The organism is Streptomyces sp. NPDC031426, assembly GCF_055581585.1.
The window spans coordinates 439,303-457,566 of the sequence record NZ_JBVIJE010000004.1 but is presented as its reverse complement, the minus strand read 5'-3'; the positions used below and the strand labels follow the sequence as shown (position 1 = coordinate 457,566).

The window sequence follows — 18,264 nt, the reverse complement described above, 5'->3', positions numbered from 1 at the left end:
GCCCGGATTCGGACTTGTTCAAAGGACGTGACAACATGCGGTCATGTCCTCCGCGCTGACCGATCTCTTCCCCCAGCCGATCGTGCAGGCCCCCATGGCGGGCGGTGTCTCCGTCCCGCAGCTCGCCGCCGCCGTCTCCGAGGCCGGTGGCCTCGGGTTTCTCGCCGCCGGGTACAAGACCGCCGATGGCATGTACCAGGACATCAAGCAACTGCGCGGGCTGACGAACCGCCCCTTCGGTGTGAACGTGTTCATGCCCCAGTCCGAGTACCCCGGTGCGAGCACCGGCTCCACCGGAGCGGCCAACGCCGCGCCCCCTTCCGGCGCCGTCGAGGTCTACGCCCATCAGTTGGCCGGCGAGGCCGCCTGGTACGAGACCGAGCTGGGCGACCCGGACAGCGGCCGGGACGACGGCTACGACGCCAAGCTCGCCGTACTCCTCGACAACCCGGTGCCGGTGGTCTCCTTCCACTTCGGAGTGCCGAGCCGGGAGGTGTTCGACGGCCTGCGCCGCGTCGGCACCTTCACCCTGGTCACCGCCACCACCGCCGAGGAGGCCCGCGCTGTCGAGCGGGCCGGGGCGGACGCGGTGATCGCGCAGGGCGTGGAGGCGGGCGGCCACCAGGGCACCCATCGGGACCTCCCCGAGAACGACGGCGCCGGGATCGGGCTGCTCTCGCTGGTCACGCAGATCCGCGAGGCCGTGAGCATCCCGGTCGTCGCCGCCGGCGGCATCATGCGCGGCAGCCAGATCGCCGCCGTCCTCGCGGCCGGCGCGAGCGCGGCCCAGCTGGGCACCGCCTTCCTCGCCACCCCCGAGTCCGGCGCCCAGGCCGTGCACAAGCAGGCGCTGACCAACCCCCTGTTCGCGCGCACCGAGTTGACCCGGGCCTTCTCCGGCCGCCCGGCGCGCGCCCTGGTCAACCGCTTCCTGCGCGAGCACGGCCCGTACGCCCCCGCCGCCTACCCGGAGATCCACCACCTCACCTCGCCGCTGCGCAAGGCCGCCGCCAAGGCCGGGGACGCGCAGGGCATGGCGCTGTGGGCGGGGCAGGGGCACCGGCTGGCCCGCGAGCTGCCCGCCGGGGAGCTGGTGGAGGTGCTGGCCGCCGAACTCGACGCGGCCCGGACAGCGTTGTCGGCCAAGGGGGGACTGCGATGACCGCGCCGGTGTTCGTCGTGGACTCGCTGGAGGGTGTGGGCCCCGGTTCGGTCGTCGATGTCGACGGCCCCGAGGGGCGGCACGCGGTCTCGGTACGGCGGCTGCAGCCCGGCGAGAACGTGGTGCTGACGGACGGCAAGGGGCGGGGCGCGGCCGGGGTCGTCGTCAGCGTGTCGGGCAAGGACCACATGGTGGTCGAGCCCTTCGAGTTCCCGGTGGAGCCGGAGCCGAGCCCCCGGATCACCGTGGTCCAGGCCCTCCCGAAGGGCGACCGGGGCGAACTCGCCGTGGAGACGATGACGGAGACCGGGGTCGACGCGATCGTGCCCTGGCAGGCCGCCCGGTGCATCACCCAGTGGAAGGGCGACCGGGGTCAGAAGGCGCTGGCCAAGTGGCGGGCCACCGCGCGTGAGGCAGGCAAGCAGTCCCGTCGGCTGCGCTTCCCGGAGGTCGCGGACGCGGCAAGCACCAAGCAGGTTGCCGCACTTCTGGCCAAGGCCGACTTCGCCGCCGTGCTCCACTCCGACTTCGAGCACACGAGTGAGCGGCTGGCGACCGCCGAACTGCCCACCGAGGGCGAGATTGTGCTGGTCGTCGGCCCCGAAGGGGGCGTCGCACGCGACGAGTTGGCGCTCTTTCAGGAGGCGGGTGCGAAGGCGTACGTCCTCGGTCCTACCGTGTTGCGTACATCAACCGCGGGCACCGCCGCCGTGGCCCTGCTGCTGGGCCGCACCGGCCGCTGGTCCTGACACCTGGGGGACACCGTGGAACGCGCCCAAGTCCGGCTCCTGGTCACCGACTTCGCCGCCTGCTACCGCTTCTACGCCGACGTTCTCGGCTTGAAGCCGCAGTCCGGGGCGACCGAGGGGCCGTACGAGAAGTTCAGCCCGCACGCCGGCTCTGCCGGGATCGCGTTGCAGGACCGGGCGATGATGGCCGAGGTGCTGGCGGAGCTGGGGGACACGGCCACCGGTCACCGCTCCCTGGTCGTCCTGCGCGTGGACGACCTGGACGCCTACTGCGCCGAGATCACCTCCCGCGGCGCCACCCTCCTCCACGGCCCGGCCCCCATGACCGACCGCATGCGAGTCGCCCACCTCAAGGACCCGGAGGGCAACCTGGTCGAACTCCAGGAGTGGCTGCTGCTGCGCGGCTGACGGCGACCGCGGGCAGCAAGGCCCACCCGTCCACGTCACCGGAGGCCCGGCGCCGCCGGATTACCTCCTCCGCGAAGGCTCGTACGACGCCGGGCTCGTGGAGATTGACGGTGTGACCGCGGCCATCGCCGACCAGGCCGGAGTGCCCGTAGGCGCCACCGGTACCCGGGAACACGATCCGGGTGCGGGGCCCGGCCCGGTACAGCGTCAGCACCTCCGCGCAGGGGCCGTCGTCCCGATGCCGGTGCCGCACGGTCCACCGGCAAACGGTTCCGTCCGGCAGGACGAGCCGCCTGAGCCTGCGTTCACTGCGCACCCGGCCAGATTACGAGACCCGCTCCCCGAACGGGTGAGTGGCCGTATGTGGCCTTCCGTGCCGTTCGTGCCGGTGGCACTCTGCCCTGCATGCGGGCATTGAGGCGGATTCGGTACGGGAGACGCGGGACGAGGGCGGTGGCCGTGGCCGGGCTCGTCGTGGTGGCCGGCGCGGTCATGGTGGCGTGTCAGCCGGACGACCTCAGTGTCGCGTCCGTCGCCTACACCACCGACACCACCGCGACGGCCAGGCTCAAGCAGCAGCACATCGACGTCAGTTGGCTCACCTGCACCGGCGACTACGGCAACGGCGGCAAGACGGCGCACGGGACGACGCCCTCGCCGTCCGCGACCACCGTCGTCTCCGTCGACTGCCAGGGTGAGACCAAGAACGGGCGGAAGATCAGGGTCACCGGGAAGGTGACCAAGGCCGTCGACGGCGCCTGTGTGCGGGGGGATCTGACCGCCAAGGTCGGGGGCAGACAGGTGTTCCACGTCAGCGGGCTCGGCGACTGTGCCGCCACGTCCGGACCGACGTACCGGCCGCCCACCTACCGGCCGGGCGGCGGGAGGCCGACCGTGACCGTCACCGTCACCCGCACCATCTGGTGCAAGGGCGACCCCACCTGCTGGCCCGTCGAGGGGAAGTGATCGGAATACCCGGCGAGGCACAGCCGTCGCTGCGTACAGTGACGGGGTGACTCAGGGTGCCGCCTATCTCCGATTTCCTCATGTACACGGCGACTTGGTGACCTTCGTCGCCGAGGACGACGTATGGCTCGCGCCCCTCGACGGCGGCAGGGCCTGGCGGGTCAGCGCCGACAACATGCCGGTGACCAAGCCCCGGATATCACCCGACGGACGTTTCCTCGCCTGGAGCTCCACCCGGGACGGCGCGCCCGAGGTGCATGTCGCCCCCGTCGACGGCGGCCCCGCCGACCGGCTGACCCACTGGGGCAACCGCCGTACCGAGGTGCTCGGCTGGACCGCCGACGGGCGGGTGCTCGCGCTCGGCGCACACGGCCGGCACAGCTTCCGGCACAGCTGGGCGCATGCCGTCCCGCTGGACGGCGGACCGGCCGAGACCCTGCCGTACGGCCCGGTCGGCGATGTGGCCCTCGGCCCGGCCACCGTGCTGCTGTCCGCGCCGATGGGCCGCGAGGCCGCCCACTGGAAGCGCTACCGGGGCGGTACGGCGGGCAAGCTGTGGATCGACGGCGCGGGGGACGGGGAGTTCGTCCGGCTGCACGAGGATGTCGACGGGAACATCGAGTGCCCGGTGTGGGTGGGGGAAAGGATCGCCTTCCTGTCCGACCACGAGGGCACCGGCGCGCTCTACTCCTCCCTCGCCGACGGCTCCGACCTGCGGCGCCACACCCCTCTCGACGGCTTCTACGCCCGGCACGCCTCCGGCGACGGCACCCGGGTCGTCTACAGCAGCGCCGGTGAACTGTGGCTGCTGGACGACCTGGAGGGCGCCGAGCCGCGCCGGCTCGACGTGCGCCTCGGCGGGCCCCGGATCGATCTGCGCCCCCGCCCGGTGAACGCCGCCCGCTGGTTCGGCGAGGCGGCCCCGGACCACACCGCGCGGGGCAGCGCCGTGTGCGTGCGCGGCGGGATCCACTGGGTCACCCACCGCTCCGGGCCCGCCCGCGCCCTCGCCGCCACCTCCGGGGTCCGCGCCCGGATGCCGCGCGCCTTCCGCGCCGAGGGCGAGGAGTGGGTGGTGTGGGTTACGGACGCGGAGGGCGACGACGCCCTGGAGTTCGCCCCGGCGACCGGCACCGTGCCCGGCGCGCCCCCGCGCCGGCTCGCCGCCGGACAACTCGGCCGGGTCCTGGAACTGGCCATGGCCCCCGACGGCAGCCGGGCCGCCGTGGCCGCGCACGACGGCCGGCTGCTGCTCGTCGAGCGCGAGACCGGAGAGGTCCGCGAGGTCGACAGCAGCGACGACGGCGAGGTCTCCGGCCTCGCCTTCTCCCCCGACTCCGCGTGGCTGGCCTGGGCCCACCCCGGCCCCCGCCCGCTCTCCCAGCTGCGCATCGCCCACACCACCGACCTCTCGGTCACCGAGGCGACCCCGCTCCGCTTCCAGGACTACGCCCCCGCCTTCACCCTCGACGGCAAACACCTCGCCTTCCTCTCCAACCGCGCCTTCGACCCCGTCTACGACGAGCACGTCTTCGACCTCGCCTTCGTGGTCGGGGCCCGACCGCACCTGATCACCCTCGCCGCCACCACCCCCTCGCCCTTCGGCCCGCAGCGCCACGGCCGCCCCTTCGAGACCCCGGACAAGGACGAGACCCCCGACAGCGAGGGCACCCCCGCCACCCGCATCGACCTCGAAGGCCTCGCCGACCGGATCGTCCCCTTCCCGGTCGAGGCCGGCCGCTACTCCACCCTGCGCGCCGCCAAGGACGGCGTGCTCTGGCTGCGCCACCCCGTGCAGGGCGTCCTCGGCACCGCCCGCGCCCACCCCGAGGACCCCGACCCGCACACCGAGCTGCAGCGCTACGACCTCGCCCAGCGGCGCCTGGAGCACCTGGCCTCCGACGCCGACCACTTCGAGGTCAGCGGCGACGGCAAACGTGTGCTGCTGTGGACCGACGACCGGCTCCGGGTGGTCCCCAGCGACCGCCGTACCGGCACCGACGACGACGGCGACACCAGCGTCACCGTCGACCTGGCCCGTGTCCGGCAGACCCTCGACCCGGCCGCCGAGTGGCGGCAGATGTACGACGAGACCGGCCGGCTGATGCGCGACCACTTCTGGCGGCCCGACCTCGGTGGCGTCGACTGGACCGGCGTCCTCGCCCGCTACCGCCCCTTGCTGGCCCGCCTCGCCACCCACAGCGACCTCGTCGACCTGCTGTGGGAGCTGCACGGCGAACTCGGCACCTCGCACGCCTACGTCATCCCCTCCGGCGGCCGGGGCGGCGGCCCCCGGCACGGACTGCTCGGCGCCGACATCTCCCGCCACCCGGACGGCAGTTGGCGCATCGACCGGATCCTCCCCTCGGAGACCTCCGACCCGGACGCCCGCTCCCCGCTCGCCGCGCCCGGCGTCGCCGTCCGCCCCGGAGACGCGATCATCGCGGTCGCCGGCCACTCGGTCGACCCGGTGACGGGCCCCGGCCCGCTCCTCGTCGGCACCGCGGGCCACCCGGTGGAGCTGACCGTCTCCCCGGCGGGCGGCGGCGAACCCCGGCACACGGTTGTCATCCCGATCGCCGACGAGGAACCCCTGCGCTACCACGCCTGGGTCGCCGACCGCCGCGCCCACGTGCACGCCGCCTCCGACGGCCGCCTCGGCTACCTCCACGTCCCCGACATGCAGGCACCCGGCTGGGCCCAGATCCACCGGGATCTGCGCGTGGAGGTGGGCCGCGAAGGGCTCGTGGTCGACGTCCGCGAGAACCGCGGCGGCCACACCTCCCAGCTGGTCGTGGAGAAACTGGCCCGCCGCATCATCGGCTGGGACCTCCCGCGCGGCATGCGCCCCACCAGCTATCCCCTCGACGCCCCGCGCGGCCCGGTCGTCGCCGTCGCCAACGAGTTCTCCGGCTCCGACGGCGACATCGTCAACGCGGCGATCAAGGCCCTCGGCATCGGCCCGGTCGTCGGCACCCGCACCTGGGGCGGCGTCATCGGCATCGACAGCCGCTACCACCTGGTCGACGGCACCCTGATCACCCAGCCGAAGTACGCGATGTGGCTGGAGGGGGTGGGGTGGGACGTGGAGAACCATGGCGTGGACCCGGACGTGGAGGTCGTACAGCGGCCGCAGGACTGGGCGGAGGGCCGTGACACCCAGCTCGACGAGGCGATCCGGCTCGCGCTGGCGGCGCTGGAGGAACGGCCCGCGAAAACTCCGCCGGGAATGCCGGCCTGATACGACTACGATGCACCGGTATTGATCACCAGCGTGAGGAGGCACACGCATGGCCGGAGCACCGCAGGACGACTGCCTGTTTTGCAAGATCGTCGCGGGCACCATCCCGGCGACGATCGTCCGCGAGACGGACACCACCGTCGCCTTCCGGGACATAAACCCCCAGGCCCCCACCCACATCCTGGTGATCCCCAAGGCCCACTACAAGAACGCCGCCGTCCTCGGCGCCGAGGCACCGCGACTCGCCGCCGACGTCCTCGCCGAGACCCAGGCCGTGGCCGACGAGGAGAAGCTCGACAGCTACCGCGTCGTCTTCAACACCGGCTCCGGCGCCGGCCAGACCGTCTGGCACGCCCACGCGCACGTCCTCGGCGGCCGTGGCCTGCAGTGGCCGCCCGGGTAACCAGCCGTGTCCGTACGTGAATTGGTGACCCTCGGCACCGCCAGCCAGGTCCCCACCCGGCACCGCAACCACAACGGCTATCTGCTGCGGTGGGACGGCGAGGGCATCCTGTTCGACCCCGGCGAGGGCACGCAGCGCCAGATGGTGCGCGCCGGGGTCGCCGCCCACGACCTGAACCGGATCTGCGTCACCCACTTCCACGGCGACCACTCCCTCGGCCTCGCCGGTGTCATCCAGCGGATCAACCTCGACCAGGTGCCGCACGAGGTCACCGCGCACTATCCGCGCTCCGGGCAGCGCTTTTTCGACCGCCTGCGGTACGCCACGGCCTACCGGGAGACGGTCGGCATCACCGAGGCGCCGGTCGCCGCCGACGGCATCCTCGCGGTGACCCCGTCGTACACCCTGGAGGCCCGCAGGCTGTCCCACCCGGTCGAGTCCTACGGCTACCGGCTGATCGAGCCCGACGGCCGCCGTATGCTGCCCGACCGGCTCGCCGCGCACGGGATCAAGGGCCCGGACGTCGGCCGGCTGCAGCGCGAGGGCCGGCTGGGGGAGGTCACGCTGGAGGACGTCAGCGAGGTGCGGCGCGGGCAGCGGTTCGCGTTCGTCATGGACACCCGGCTGTGCGACGGCGTGCACGCGCTCGCGGAGGGCTGCGACCTGCTCGTCATCGAGTCGACCTTCCTGGACGAGGACATCGAACTGGCCGTGGAGCACGGTCACCTGACCGCCGGGCAGGCCGCCGCCGTCGCCCGGCAGGCGGGGGTACGGCACCTCGTCCTCACCCACTTCAGCCAGCGCTACACGGAACCGGAGGAGTTCGAGCGGCAGGCGCGGGCGGCCGGTTTCGAGGGCGAGCTGACCGTGGCGCACGACCTGCAGCGGGTGGCGGTTCCGAAACGGCGGTAGAAGATCCGTACGATGCTTTGATGCCCCTCCCGAAAGCAGAACTGCACCTCCACATCGAAGGCACCCTGGAGCCGGAGCTGGCCTTCGAGCTGGCCGCCCGCAACGGCGTGACCCTGCCGTACGCGGACACGGACGAGCTTCGCAAGGCCTACCAGTTCGAGGACCTCCAGTCCTTTCTGAACCTGTACTACGAGCTGATGGCCGTCCTGCGCACCGAGCAGGACTTCGCCGACCTGGCCGACGCCTATCTGGCCCGCGCCGCCGCGCAGGGCGTGCGGCACGCGGAGATCTTCTTCGACCCGCAGGCCCACCTCGCGCGGGGCGTACCCATGGGCACGGTCGTGGAGGGGCTGTGGCGGGCGCTGGGCCGCTCTGAGCAGAACCACGGCGTCTCCACCAGGCTCATCATGTGCTTCCTGCGCGACCTGTCCGCCGACTCGGCCCTGCTGACCCTGGAGATGGCCGAGCCGTACCTGGACCGGATCACCGGTGTCGGCCTGGACTCCGCCGAGGTCGGGCATCCGCCGGTGAAGTTCCGGGAGGTGTACGAGGCCGCCGCCGCGCTCGGGCTGCGCCGCGTCGCGCACGCCGGTGAGGAGGGGCCGCCGGAGTACATCACCGAGGCCCTGGACGTGCTCGGTGTCGAGCGCGTCGACCACGGGCTGCGCTGCATGGAGGACCCGGCGCTGGTCCAGCGGCTGGTGCGGGAGCGGATCCCGCTCACCCTGTGCCCGCTGTCCAACGTCCGCCTGCGCACGGTCGACACGCTGGCCGGCCACCCGCTGCCGGCCATGCTCGACGCCGGCCTGCTGTGCACGGTCAACTCCGACGACCCGGCGTACTTCGGCGGATACGCCGGCGACAACTTCGCGGCCGTCCACCAGACCCTGGGCCTGACCGAGGGCCGGCTGCGCGAGCTGGCCCGCAACTCCTTCCTCGCCTCCTTCCTGGAGGACGACGAGGAGCGGCGGGCCCGCTACATCGCCGAGGTCGACGCGTACGAGTTCGGCGACGCCGTGTCGTAGGCGCTCCGGGCGGGCACGGCGGGCGACTCCACCGGCACTTCCACCACCGGCAGGGGCCGCCTGCCCGCCCGCAGCGCCACCGCCGTCATCGGTACGGCGATCAGCAGCAGCCCGGCGCCGAGCACCTTGCCCATCACCGGGAAGCCCGCTCCTGCCGCCAGCGCACTCCCGGCCAGCGGTCCCGCCGCCGTCCCCAGTGACGCCGCCGAGCCGACCAGGACCGCCCAGCGGCCCCGCGGGTCGAGGGAGGCGGCGAGGCCGATGACGTACGACAGGACGACGGGGTAGACCAGGTTCCAGGAGATCTCGCCCGCCGCGAAGGCCGTGAGGTCGGTCGCGGACGCGCTGAGCGCGATGCAGCCCGCGATCAGTGCCGTACCGGCGCCGACGGGTACCGCCCGGCCCAGCCGGGGGCCGAGCGCCCCCGCGCCGAGGACCCCGACGAGTCCGGCGCCGAGCGCGATCGCGAACACCGCGCCGACGGTGACCTCGCTGAGGTGGGCCTGGTCGAGCCCGATCCGGCCGCTGACGCCCCAGAGGGAGTTCTGGGCGAGGGACCAGCAGGGCATGGCGGCGGCCAGCAGCAGCCCGGCGCGGGGGCGGGGGAGCCGGCCGTACCCGGCGGTCCCACGGGCCGGTGCGGTACGACCGGGCAGGCGGCCGGTGAGCGGGAGGACCGCGAGCGCGGTGAGCGCGATGGCCGCGAGGGGCAGACCATGGCCGGGGCCGAGGTGGGGGATCGTCAGATACAGGGCGCCGGCGAGGGCGGAGACGCCGAGCAGGCCGAGCGTGGTGACCCGGTGCGGATCGCTCCCCCACGCTCGAACGTCCTCGCGCGGCGGGACCCCCATCGCGGCGATGCCGCTCGCGGCGACCGCCGTGACCGTGCCGGAGCCGAAGCCGCCGACGACCGCGCCCGCGACCACGGCCGGTACGAAGGCCGTGAGGGCGGCTCCGCCGTAGCCGAGGACGGCGAGCGCGAGGCCGAGCCGGGCGAGCGTGCGGGGGCCGATCCGGTCGACCCGGGAGGCCAGCAGGAAGCCCGCCGCCGCCGAACTCAGCAGCAGCGCACTGCCGATCGCCCCGGCCTGGGTGGGGTTGAGCGGAAGCGCGGAATCGAGCCGGCCGACGATGGTCGGCAGCAGATAGGGCGCGAGATACCCGGCCGTGAAAAGGGCGACGAGGGGCCAGGGCATGGAGCGGGGGGCGGGCACGGGCGTTCCAGGGCAGGCGAAAGGAGGGGCGTGCAGGGGGGAGGAGGGCGACGCCTGTCGACGGACAGGAACATCCGAGGAAGTTGTACCAAGCACGCGGTTTCCGGAAGAAGGGCCGGGGGTGCGATCTGCGTCACTTTTCGGTTTGTGCGGTAGGCGTCAGGGTAAGAGGCGCTAAGCTGCGTTCGCATATGTAGACGCTATTCATAAGGGGAGATGATCCGGGTGGGCGGCGATCCGAGTCCCGAGGGTGTGGCGCGGCGACTGCGAGAGGGGATGGCGCGCGGGGTGCTGTCCTTCCCGCTCACCGCGTTCCACGACGACGGCTCCCTCGATCCCGGTGGCTTCCGCGCCCATGTCGCCGACCGGCTCGCCGCCGGGCCCGGCGCCGTCTTCCCGGCCTGCGGCACGGGGGAGTTCTTCTCGCTGGACGAGGAGGAGTACCGGACCGTCGTCGCCACCGCCGTCGAGGAAGCGGCAGGAAGGGTTCCGGTCGTGGCCGGGACCGGGTACGGCTGGGCGCAGGCCGCCCGGTTCGCACGGATCGCCGAGGAGGCCGGCGCCGACGCCCTGCTCGTGCTGCCGCACTACCTGGTCGACGCCCCGCAGCACGGCCTCGCCGCCCAGCTGGAGCGGCTCGCCGAACGCACCCGGCTGCCGCTGATCGCCTACCAGCGCGGCCAAGTCGCCTATACGGCCGACTCCTTGCGGCGCATCGCGCGCATCCCGAACGTCATCGGCCTCAAGGACGGTCGCAGCGACCTAGACCGGCTCCAGCGCCTCACCCTCGCCGCCCCCGACGGCTTCCTCTTCTTCAACGGCGCCGCCACCGCCGAGATCCAGGCCCGCGCCTACGCCACCGTCGGCGTCCCCGCCTACTCCTCCGCCGTGCACGCCTTCGCCCCGGAGATCGCCGGCGCCTTCTTCGCGGCCCTGCGGGACGCCGACCACGGGACCGCCGACAAGCTGCTGCGGGACTTCTACGTGCCGTTCGTCGAACTCCGCGACCGCGCCCCCGGATACGCCGTGTCCCTCGTGAAGGCGGCGGCACGGCTGCGCGGACAGCGCGTCGGACCCGTGCGCGCCCCGCTCACCGACCCCGCGCCCGCCGACCTCACCGACCTCAAGGCCCTGCTCACCGCCGGACTCGACCTCGTAGGAGCCTCCCTGTGACCCGTGACCTGACCATCGCCGAGGTGCGGCTGACGCCGATCCTGGTCGCCGACCCGCCGCTGCTCAACACCCAGGGCGTGCACCAGCCGTACACCCCGCGGCTGATCGTGGAGATCGTCACCGCCGACGGGATCACCGGGCTCGGCGAGACCTACGGCGACACCAAGTACCTGGAACCGGCCCGCTCCCTGGCTCAGCGACTCACCGGCCGTTCGGTCATGGATGTGAACGGACTGTTCGAGATCGACCTCGGCGTGGACGAGTCCCGGGTCGAGGGACAGGTCGACGCCGGCGGGCTGCGCGGGGTGCAGAGCGCCGACAAGCTCCGGCTGTCGGTGCTGTCCGCCTTCGAGGTCGCCTGCCTGGACGCCCAGGGCAAGGCGCTCGGGCTGCCCGTGCACGCACTGCTCGGCGGCAAGGTGCGGGACGCCGTCGAGTACAGCGCCTACCTGTTCTACAAGTGGGCCGGCCATCCGGAGGGCGTGTCCTGCGAGCAGGACGACTGGGGGGCCGCTCTCGACCCGGCCGGAGTCGTGGCCCAGGCGCGGCTGTTCGAGGAGCGGCACGGCTTCACCTCGTTCAAGCTCAAGGGCGGCGTCTTCCCGCCCGACCAGGAGATCGCCGCGGTACGGGCCCTGGCCGAGGCCTTCCCCGGCCATCCGCTGCGCCTCGACCCCAACGGCGCCTGGTCGGTCGGGACCTCGCTGAAGGTGGCGAAGGAACTCGGGGACGTCCTGGAGTACCTGGAGGACCCGACGCTGGGCACTCCGGCGATGGCCGAGGTGTCGGCGGGGACGGATGTCCCGCTCGCCACGAACATGTGCGTGACCACCTTCGGGGAGATCAGGGAGGCCTTCACGCGCGATGCCGTGCAGGTGGTCCTCTCCGACCACCACTACTGGGGCGGGCTGCGCAACACCCAGCGGCTCGCCGCGATCTGCGCTGCCTTCGGGGTCGGGGTGTCGATGCACTCCAACACCCATCTCGGCATCAGCCTCGCGGCGATGACCCAGGTCGCGGCCACGGTCCCCGGGCTTCACCACGCGTGCGACTCCCACTATCCCTGGCAGTCCGAGGACGTCCTCACCGAGCGTCCGGCGTTCCGGGCCGGGAAGGCCGAGGTCTCCGACGCCCCCGGCCTCGGGGTCGAGCTCGACCGGGACGAGCTGGCCCGGCTGCACCGGCGCTGGGCCGAGGACGACGGCTCGCTGCGCGACCGCGACGACGCGGCCGCGATGCGGGTGGCCGAACCCGGCTGGCGGCACCCGGTGATGCCCCGCTGGTAACCCCCTGTGCGGCGGGGTGATTGGTGCACACTGGCCAGATCCGCACCACGCCAGGGAGCGCACCGTGACCCCGTCGCACACGATCACCGGAGAGGAACCGGAACACCTCACCCAAGCCGCGCGCTGTCAGGCCCAGGTCGACCCGCTCGCCGCGCTGCGCCGGCCCGGCGATCCGCCCTGGGACGTCTATCTGACGGGCACCGTCTTCCTCGACATCATCTTCACCGGCCTGGACTCGGCGCCCGTGCGCGGCACCGAGTCCTGGGCCCGGGGCATGGGCTCCAGCCCCGGCGGGGTCGCCAACATGGCCACGGCCCTGGCCCGGCTCGGTCTGAAGACCTCCCTGGCGGCGGCCTTCGGGGACGACCACTACGGCGAGTACTGCTGGGACGCGCTCGCACAGGGCGAGGGCATCGATCTGTCGGGGTCACGGACCGTGCCCGGCTGGCACTCGCCGGTGACGGTGTCCATGGCGTACGAGGGCGAGCGGACCATGGTGTCCCACGGGCACCAGCCGCCCCCGGAGGCCGTGCTCCTCCAGGAGGGTGCCGCGCACCGCCCGCCCCGCGCGCGTGCCGCCGTGGCCTCACTGACCCCCGGTGCGCGTGCGCCGTGGATCGCCGAGGCCGCGCGGGAGGGGACCCGGATCTTCGCCGACGTCGGCTGGGACGACACCGGGGCGTGGGATCTCGCCGGGCTCGCCGATCTGGCGCACTGCGAGGCGTTCCTGCCGAACGCGGAGGAGGCGAAGCGGTACACCGGCTCCGACTGTCCGCGGGTCGCCGCGCACGCCCTGACCGAGTATGTGCCGGTGGCCGTGGTGACGCTGGGGTCGGAGGGGGCTTACGCCGTGGACCGGCGGACGGGGGAGGCGGCGGAGGTGCCGGCGATCGCCGTGGAGGCGCTGGATCCGACCGGGGCGGGGGACGTCTTCGTCGCCGGGTTCGTGACGGGGTCGCTGGCGGGGTGGCCGCTGGCGGACCGGCTGGCCTTCGCCGGGCTCACGGCGGCCCTGTCGGTGCAGGAGTTCGGGGGGTCCCTGTCGGCGCCGGGGTGGTCGGAGGTCGGGGCGTGGTGGCGGCGGGTCCAGTCGGTGCCGGGGCAGGATCCCGCGGCGCTGCGCAGGTACGGCTTCCTTGACGCGCTCGTCCCGGAGGAACTGGACCGCCCGTGGCCGTTGCGCCGCGCCGTCCCGACCATCGGGTTCCGCCGGTCCGGCTGAGCGCGGCCCCCGCTGCCGGGCGGCCCCCCGTTCGAAAAGCCCTACGGGCTTGTCTGTGCACCGTCGTACCCTGGAATCGCGAGGCCGCCCTCAGCTACGCGGCCGTGACGAGGAGGAAGCGCAGGCCTTCAGCGCCGGCCCATGACACAGACACCCACAGCTCACACCACCCCCGCGCAGGAGCAGGCGAGAGCACAGTTCACCGTCCCCGCCCAGCACCCCATGGTGACCGTGCTGGGTTCCGGCGACTCCCTCCTGCGTGTGATCGAGAGGGCCTTCCCGGGGGCCGACATACATGTCCGGGGCAATGAGATCAGCGCGGTCGGCGATCCCGCCGACGTCGCTCTCATTTCGCGCGTGTTCGACGAGATGATGCTGGTGCTCCGCACCGGGCAGCCGATGACGGAGGACGCAGTGGAACGCTCGATCGCCATGCTCAAGGCGAGCGAGAACGGGACGAGCGACGGCCCCGAGACCCCGGCTCAGGTGCTGACGCAGAACATCCTGTCCTCGCGGGGCCGCACCATCCGCCCCAAGACCCTCAACCAGAAGCGGTACGTCGACGCGATCGACAAGCACACGATCGTCTTCGGCATCGGACCCGCCGGTACCGGCAAGACCTACCTGGCCATGGCCAAGGCCGTACAGGCCCTGCAGTCCAAGCAGGTCAACCGGATCATCCTCACCCGGCCGGCGGTGGAGGCGGGAGAGCGGCTCGGGTTTCTGCCGGGCACGCTCTACGAGAAGATCGACCCCTACCTGCGCCCGCTGTACGACGCGCTGCACGACATGATCGACCCGGACTCCATTCCGCGGTTGATGGCAGCGGGGACGATCGAGGTCGCGCCGCTCGCGTACATGCGCGGCCGGACCCTCAACGACGCCTTCATCATCCTGGACGAGGCCCAGAACACGAGCCCCGAGCAGATGAAGATGTTCCTCACCCGCCTCGGCTTCGACTCGAAGATCGTGATCACGGGTGACGTGACCCAGGTCGACCTGCCGAACGGCACCAAGAGCGGTCTGCGGCAGGTGCAGGAGATCCTGGAGGGCGTCGAGGACGTCCACTTCTCCCGACTGTCTTCCCACGATGTCGTACGGCACAAGCTGGTGGGCCGTATCGTCGACGCGTACGAGCAATACGACAGCAAGTACGGCACCGAGAACGGCACCCACAAGGGCGGCCGTGGCAAGCCCGGCGCCAAGGGCACCAAGGGGAAGTAGACCAGCACGACCATGTCGATCGACGTCAACAACGAGTCCGGCACCGAGGTCGACGAGCAGGCGATCCTCGACATCGCCCGCTACGCACTCGCGCGGATGCGCATCCACCCGCTCTCCGAGCTCTCGGTGATCGTCGTGGACGCCGACGCCATGGAGCAGCTGCACATCCAGTGGATGGACCTGCCGGGCCCCACCGATGTCATGTCGTTCCCGATGGACGAGCTGCGCCCGCCGTCCAAGGACGACGAAGAGCCGCCGCAGGGGCTGCTCGGCGACATCGTGCTGTGCCCGGAGGTCGCCGCCAAGCAGGGGGCGGAAGCCGAGACGCAGCACTCCATGGACGAGGAGCTCCAGCTGCTCACCGTCCATGGCGTGCTGCATCTGCTCGGCTACGACCACGAGGAGCCGGACGAGAAGGCCGAGATGTTCGGGCTCCAGGCCGCCATCGTGGACGGATGGCGCGCCGAGCACGGGCTGACCGGGCCCTCCCCGGCGCCGACCGTCTCATAAGCACATCCATGAGTCCGCAGATCGTGATCGGCGCCATCGCGCTGGTCGTCGTCGCCTGGCTCGCCGCCTGCGCGGAGGCCGGCCTCGCCCGGATCTCCAGCTTCCGCGCCGAGGAGGCCGTCAAGTCCGGCCGCCGCGGCAGCGCGAAACTCGCCCAGGTCGCCGCCGACCCCACCCGCTATCTGAACGTGGCCCTGCTGGTCCGCGTCGCCTGCGAGATGGCGGCGGCGGCCCTGGTCACCTACGCCTGCCTGGAGGCGTTCAGCGCCACCTGGCAGGCGCTGCTGGTCGCCATCGGGGTCATGGTCCTGGTGTCGTACGTGGCCGTGGGGGTGTCGCCACGCACCATCGGCCGCCAGCACCCCGTGAACACCGCGACGGCGGCGGCGTACGTGCTGCTGCCGCTGGCCAGGATCATGGGGCCGATCCCGTCGCTGCTCATCCTCATCGGCAACGCCCTCACCCCGGGCAAGGGCTTCCGGCGCGGGCCGTTCGCCTCCGAGGCCGAGCTGCGGGCGCTGGTCGACCTCGCCGAGAAGGAGTCGCTGATCGAGGACGAGGAGCGCCGCATGGTGCACTCGGTCTTCGAGCTCGGCGACACGCTCGTCCGCGAGGTCATGGTGCCGCGCACCGACCTGGTCACCATCGAGCGCTTCAAGACCATCCGGCAGGCCCTCACCCTCGCCCTGCGCTCCGGGTTCTCCCGGATCCCGGTCACCGGCGAGAGCGAGGACGACATCGTCGGGATCGTGTATCTGAAGGACCTGGTCCGCAAGACCCACATCAACCGGGAGGCGGAGGGCGACCTGGTCTCCACCGCCATGCGGCCCGCCGCCTTCGTGCCGGACACCAAGAACGCCGGTGACCTGCTGCGCGAGATGCAGAAGGAACGCAACCACGTCGCCGTCGTCATCGACGAGTACGGCGGCACCGCCGGCATCGTCACCATCGAGGACATCCTGGAGGAGATCGTCGGCGAGATCACCGACGAGTACGACCGGGAACTCCCGCCGGTCGAGGACCTCGGCGACGACCGCTTCCGGGTCACGGCCCGCCTGGACATCACCGACCTCGGCGAGCTGTACGGCCTGGAGGAGTACGACGACGAGGACGTGGAGACCGTCGGCGGGCTGCTCGCCAAGGCGCTCGGCCGGGTGCCCATCGCGGGCGCGTCCGCCGAGGTCGAACTGCCCGACGCGCGCGTCCTGCGGCTGACGGCGGAGGCGGCGTCCGGTCGCCGGAACAAGATCGTGACGGTGCTGGTGGAGCCCGTGCCCGCACCCCCCGCTCAGGAGGAGAAGGCCGAGTGACCCCGCAAGAGCTGCGCGCCTTCTGCCTGTCCTTCAACGCGGCGGTGGAGGACTTCCCGTTCAGTCCGGAGACGTCCGTCTTCAAGGTCCGGGGCAAGCTGTTCGCCCTGACGCGGCTGGACGCGCGGCCCCTGACGGTCAACCTCAAGTGCGACCCGGAGGACGCGGTCCGGCTGCGCACCGAGCACGAGGGGCTGATCGTCCCCGGGTATCACATGAACAAGCGGCACTGGAACACCGTGACGGTCGACGGCGGGCTGCCCGCGCGCCTGGTGAAAGAGCTGATCGAGGACTCGTACGACCTCGTCGTCGCCGGGCTGCCGCGGGCGGAGCGGCTGCGGCTGGACCGGCCGTAGGAGCCGTAAATCCGTTGCCGGAACCCGCTGACCCCCTGTCAGAATCCGGCGCATGACGACTCGATATCCACGCCCCCTGCGCCCCGGTGACCGTATAGGGGTGACCTCCCCGTCCAGCGGGGTGGCCGGGAAGATGCGAGCGCGCCTCGACCTCGCGGTGCGGGACCTGGAGGAGCGCGGATACGAGGTGGTCGTCGGCCGGTGCATGGACGGCTCGACGCACCTCAGCGCGCCGGCCGCCGAGCGCGCGGCCGAGCTGACCGGGATGCTGACCGACCCGACGATCCGGGCCGTGGTGCCTCCCTGGGGCGGGGAGACGGCGATCGATCTGCTGCCGCTGCTCGACTTCGAGGCGATCCGGCGGGCCGAGCCGACCTGGGTCGTCGGCTACTCGGACATGTCCACGATCATCACGCCGCTGACCCTGCTCACCGGGGTCGCGACCGTGCACGGCAACAACCTCATGGACACCCCCTACCGGACGCCCGAGGGTCTCAGGTCCTGGCTGGACATCGTGGCGGCACCGCAGGGGGAGCCGTTCGCGCAGACGCCGCCCGGCCGGTACCGGTCCGCCCGCTGGGACGACTGGGTCGGGCACCCGGAGATCCGCGACCTCACCCTGGACGCGGAGGGCACCTGGACGCGGCTCGACGGCGACGGGGACGTGGAGGTCGAGGGCCGGCTGATCGGCGGCTGCATCGAGACCGTCGGTCACCTCGCCGGCACCCCGTACCTCGACGTCTCGCGGTTCGCCGGGGACGAGCCGCTGCTCGTCTATGTCGAGGCCTGCGAGGACAACGCGTTCACCATCTGCCGCCACCTGCACGGCCTGCGTCTCGCCGGCTTCTTCGACCGGGCCGCCGCCGTCCTCGTCGGCCGTACCCACGCCCCCGACAGCCCCACCCTCACCCAGCACGAGGCCGTGCTCGACGCGCTCGGTCCGCTCGGGGTGCCGATCGTCGCCGATGTCGAGTGCGGGCATGTCGCCCCCTACCTCCCCCTGGTCAACGGCGCGGGGGGGGGGGGGGGGGGGGGGGGGGGGGGGGGGGGGGGGAGGGGGGGGTGGGGAGGGGTGGGGCGGGGGGGGGCGGGGGGGGGGGAGG

At 72.5% G+C, this 18,264-nt stretch carries 17 protein-coding genes; 16 read left to right on the top strand and 1 reads right to left on the bottom strand.

Annotated features, from left to right (window positions below; all coding sequences use genetic code 11):
- Window positions 1-43 precede the first annotated feature (43 nt).
- The 8 genes from ACZ5NH_RS10335 to ACZ5NH_RS10300 all read left to right on the top strand — a co-directional run bounded on the left by ACZ5NH_RS10335 (window position 44) and on the right by ACZ5NH_RS10300 (window position 8,866).
- Window positions 44-1,162, top strand: coding sequence for a nitronate monooxygenase (locus ACZ5NH_RS10335; RefSeq protein WP_468774129.1), 1,119 nt, complete (start codon window positions 44-46; stop codon window positions 1,160-1,162).
- Entirely contained in the window at window positions 1,159-1,911 is a 753-nt protein-coding gene (locus ACZ5NH_RS10330) for a 16S rRNA (uracil(1498)-N(3))-methyltransferase (protein ID WP_468774127.1), read from the top strand. The genes ACZ5NH_RS10335 and ACZ5NH_RS10330 overlap by 4 nt, the downstream gene beginning before the upstream one ends.
- 15 nt (window positions 1,912-1,926) lie before the next feature.
- Window positions 1,927-2,319, top strand: coding sequence for a VOC family protein (locus tag ACZ5NH_RS10325; RefSeq protein WP_468774125.1), 393 nt, complete (start codon window positions 1,927-1,929; stop codon window positions 2,317-2,319).
- A 459-nt stretch (window positions 2,320-2,778) separates the two neighbouring features.
- Window positions 2,779-3,285, top strand: a complete 507-nt coding sequence (locus ACZ5NH_RS10320) for a hypothetical protein (RefSeq protein WP_468774123.1) — start codon at window positions 2,779-2,781, stop codon at window positions 3,283-3,285.
- 46 nt (window positions 3,286-3,331) lie between these two features.
- Window positions 3,332-6,526 (top strand): S41 family peptidase, encoded by a 3,195-nt coding sequence (locus ACZ5NH_RS10315; protein ID WP_468774121.1) that lies wholly within the window; start codon window positions 3,332-3,334, stop codon window positions 6,524-6,526.
- 49 nt (window positions 6,527-6,575) lie between these two features.
- Window positions 6,576-6,929, top strand: a complete 354-nt coding sequence (locus ACZ5NH_RS10310; protein ID WP_388622208.1) for a histidine triad nucleotide-binding protein — start codon at window positions 6,576-6,578, stop codon at window positions 6,927-6,929.
- Between the two features lie 6 nt (window positions 6,930-6,935).
- The gene (locus ACZ5NH_RS10305; RefSeq protein ID WP_468774118.1) at window positions 6,936-7,841 is read left to right on the top strand and encodes a ribonuclease Z; all 906 of its coding nucleotides are present in this window, start codon (window positions 6,936-6,938) and stop codon (window positions 7,839-7,841) included.
- A gap of 20 nt (window positions 7,842-7,861) precedes the next feature.
- Window positions 7,862-8,866, top strand: coding sequence for an adenosine deaminase (locus ACZ5NH_RS10300; RefSeq protein WP_468774116.1), 1,005 nt, complete (start codon window positions 7,862-7,864; stop codon window positions 8,864-8,866).
- Here ACZ5NH_RS10300 and ACZ5NH_RS10295 read toward each other — a convergent pair.
- The gene (locus ACZ5NH_RS10295) at window positions 8,818-10,080 is read right to left on the bottom strand and encodes an MFS transporter (RefSeq protein WP_468774114.1); all 1,263 of its coding nucleotides are present in this window, start codon (window positions 10,078-10,080) and stop codon (window positions 8,818-8,820) included. The two genes, ACZ5NH_RS10300 and ACZ5NH_RS10295, sit on opposite strands and share 49 nt — an antisense overlap.
- Before the next feature lie 216 nt (window positions 10,081-10,296).
- On the opposite strand from ACZ5NH_RS10295, the gene ACZ5NH_RS10290 reads away from it, so the two are divergent.
- The 8 genes from ACZ5NH_RS10290 to ACZ5NH_RS10255 all read left to right on the top strand — a co-directional run.
- Window positions 10,297-11,253, top strand: a complete 957-nt coding sequence (locus ACZ5NH_RS10290) for a 5-dehydro-4-deoxyglucarate dehydratase (protein ID WP_468774112.1) — start codon at window positions 10,297-10,299, stop codon at window positions 11,251-11,253.
- On the top strand, window positions 11,250-12,539 hold the full coding sequence (locus ACZ5NH_RS10285) for a glucarate dehydratase family protein (protein ID WP_468774111.1): 1,290 nt from the start codon (window positions 11,250-11,252) through the stop codon (window positions 12,537-12,539). Before ACZ5NH_RS10290 ends, ACZ5NH_RS10285 begins: the two co-directional genes overlap by 4 nt.
- 64 nt (window positions 12,540-12,603) lie before the next feature.
- Window positions 12,604-13,761 carry a carbohydrate kinase family protein gene (locus tag ACZ5NH_RS10280; RefSeq protein WP_468774109.1) on the top strand — a complete coding sequence of 386 codons (1,158 nt, stop codon included), beginning with the start codon at window positions 12,604-12,606 and terminating at the stop codon, window positions 13,759-13,761.
- A 141-nt stretch (window positions 13,762-13,902) separates the two neighbouring features.
- On the top strand, window positions 13,903-14,985 hold the full coding sequence (locus tag ACZ5NH_RS10275) for a PhoH family protein (RefSeq protein ID WP_388622194.1): 1,083 nt from the start codon (window positions 13,903-13,905) through the stop codon (window positions 14,983-14,985).
- A gap of 12 nt (window positions 14,986-14,997) precedes the next feature.
- Window positions 14,998-15,495 carry an rRNA maturation RNase YbeY gene (gene ybeY, locus ACZ5NH_RS10270; RefSeq protein ID WP_450984459.1) on the top strand — a complete coding sequence of 166 codons (498 nt, stop codon included), beginning with the start codon at window positions 14,998-15,000 and terminating at the stop codon, window positions 15,493-15,495.
- Between the two features lie 8 nt (window positions 15,496-15,503).
- Entirely contained in the window at window positions 15,504-16,805 is a 1,302-nt protein-coding gene (locus ACZ5NH_RS10265) for a hemolysin family protein (RefSeq protein WP_468774106.1), read from the top strand.
- Window positions 16,802-17,161 (top strand): MmcQ/YjbR family DNA-binding protein, encoded by a 360-nt coding sequence (locus ACZ5NH_RS10260; RefSeq protein ID WP_468774104.1) that lies wholly within the window; start codon window positions 16,802-16,804, stop codon window positions 17,159-17,161. The genes ACZ5NH_RS10265 and ACZ5NH_RS10260 overlap by 4 nt, the downstream gene beginning before the upstream one ends.
- A gap of 52 nt (window positions 17,162-17,213) precedes the next feature.
- Window positions 17,214-18,264, top strand: a 1,051-nt coding sequence (locus ACZ5NH_RS10255; protein WP_468774102.1) for a S66 family peptidase, incomplete at its 3' end; no start/stop codon positions are given.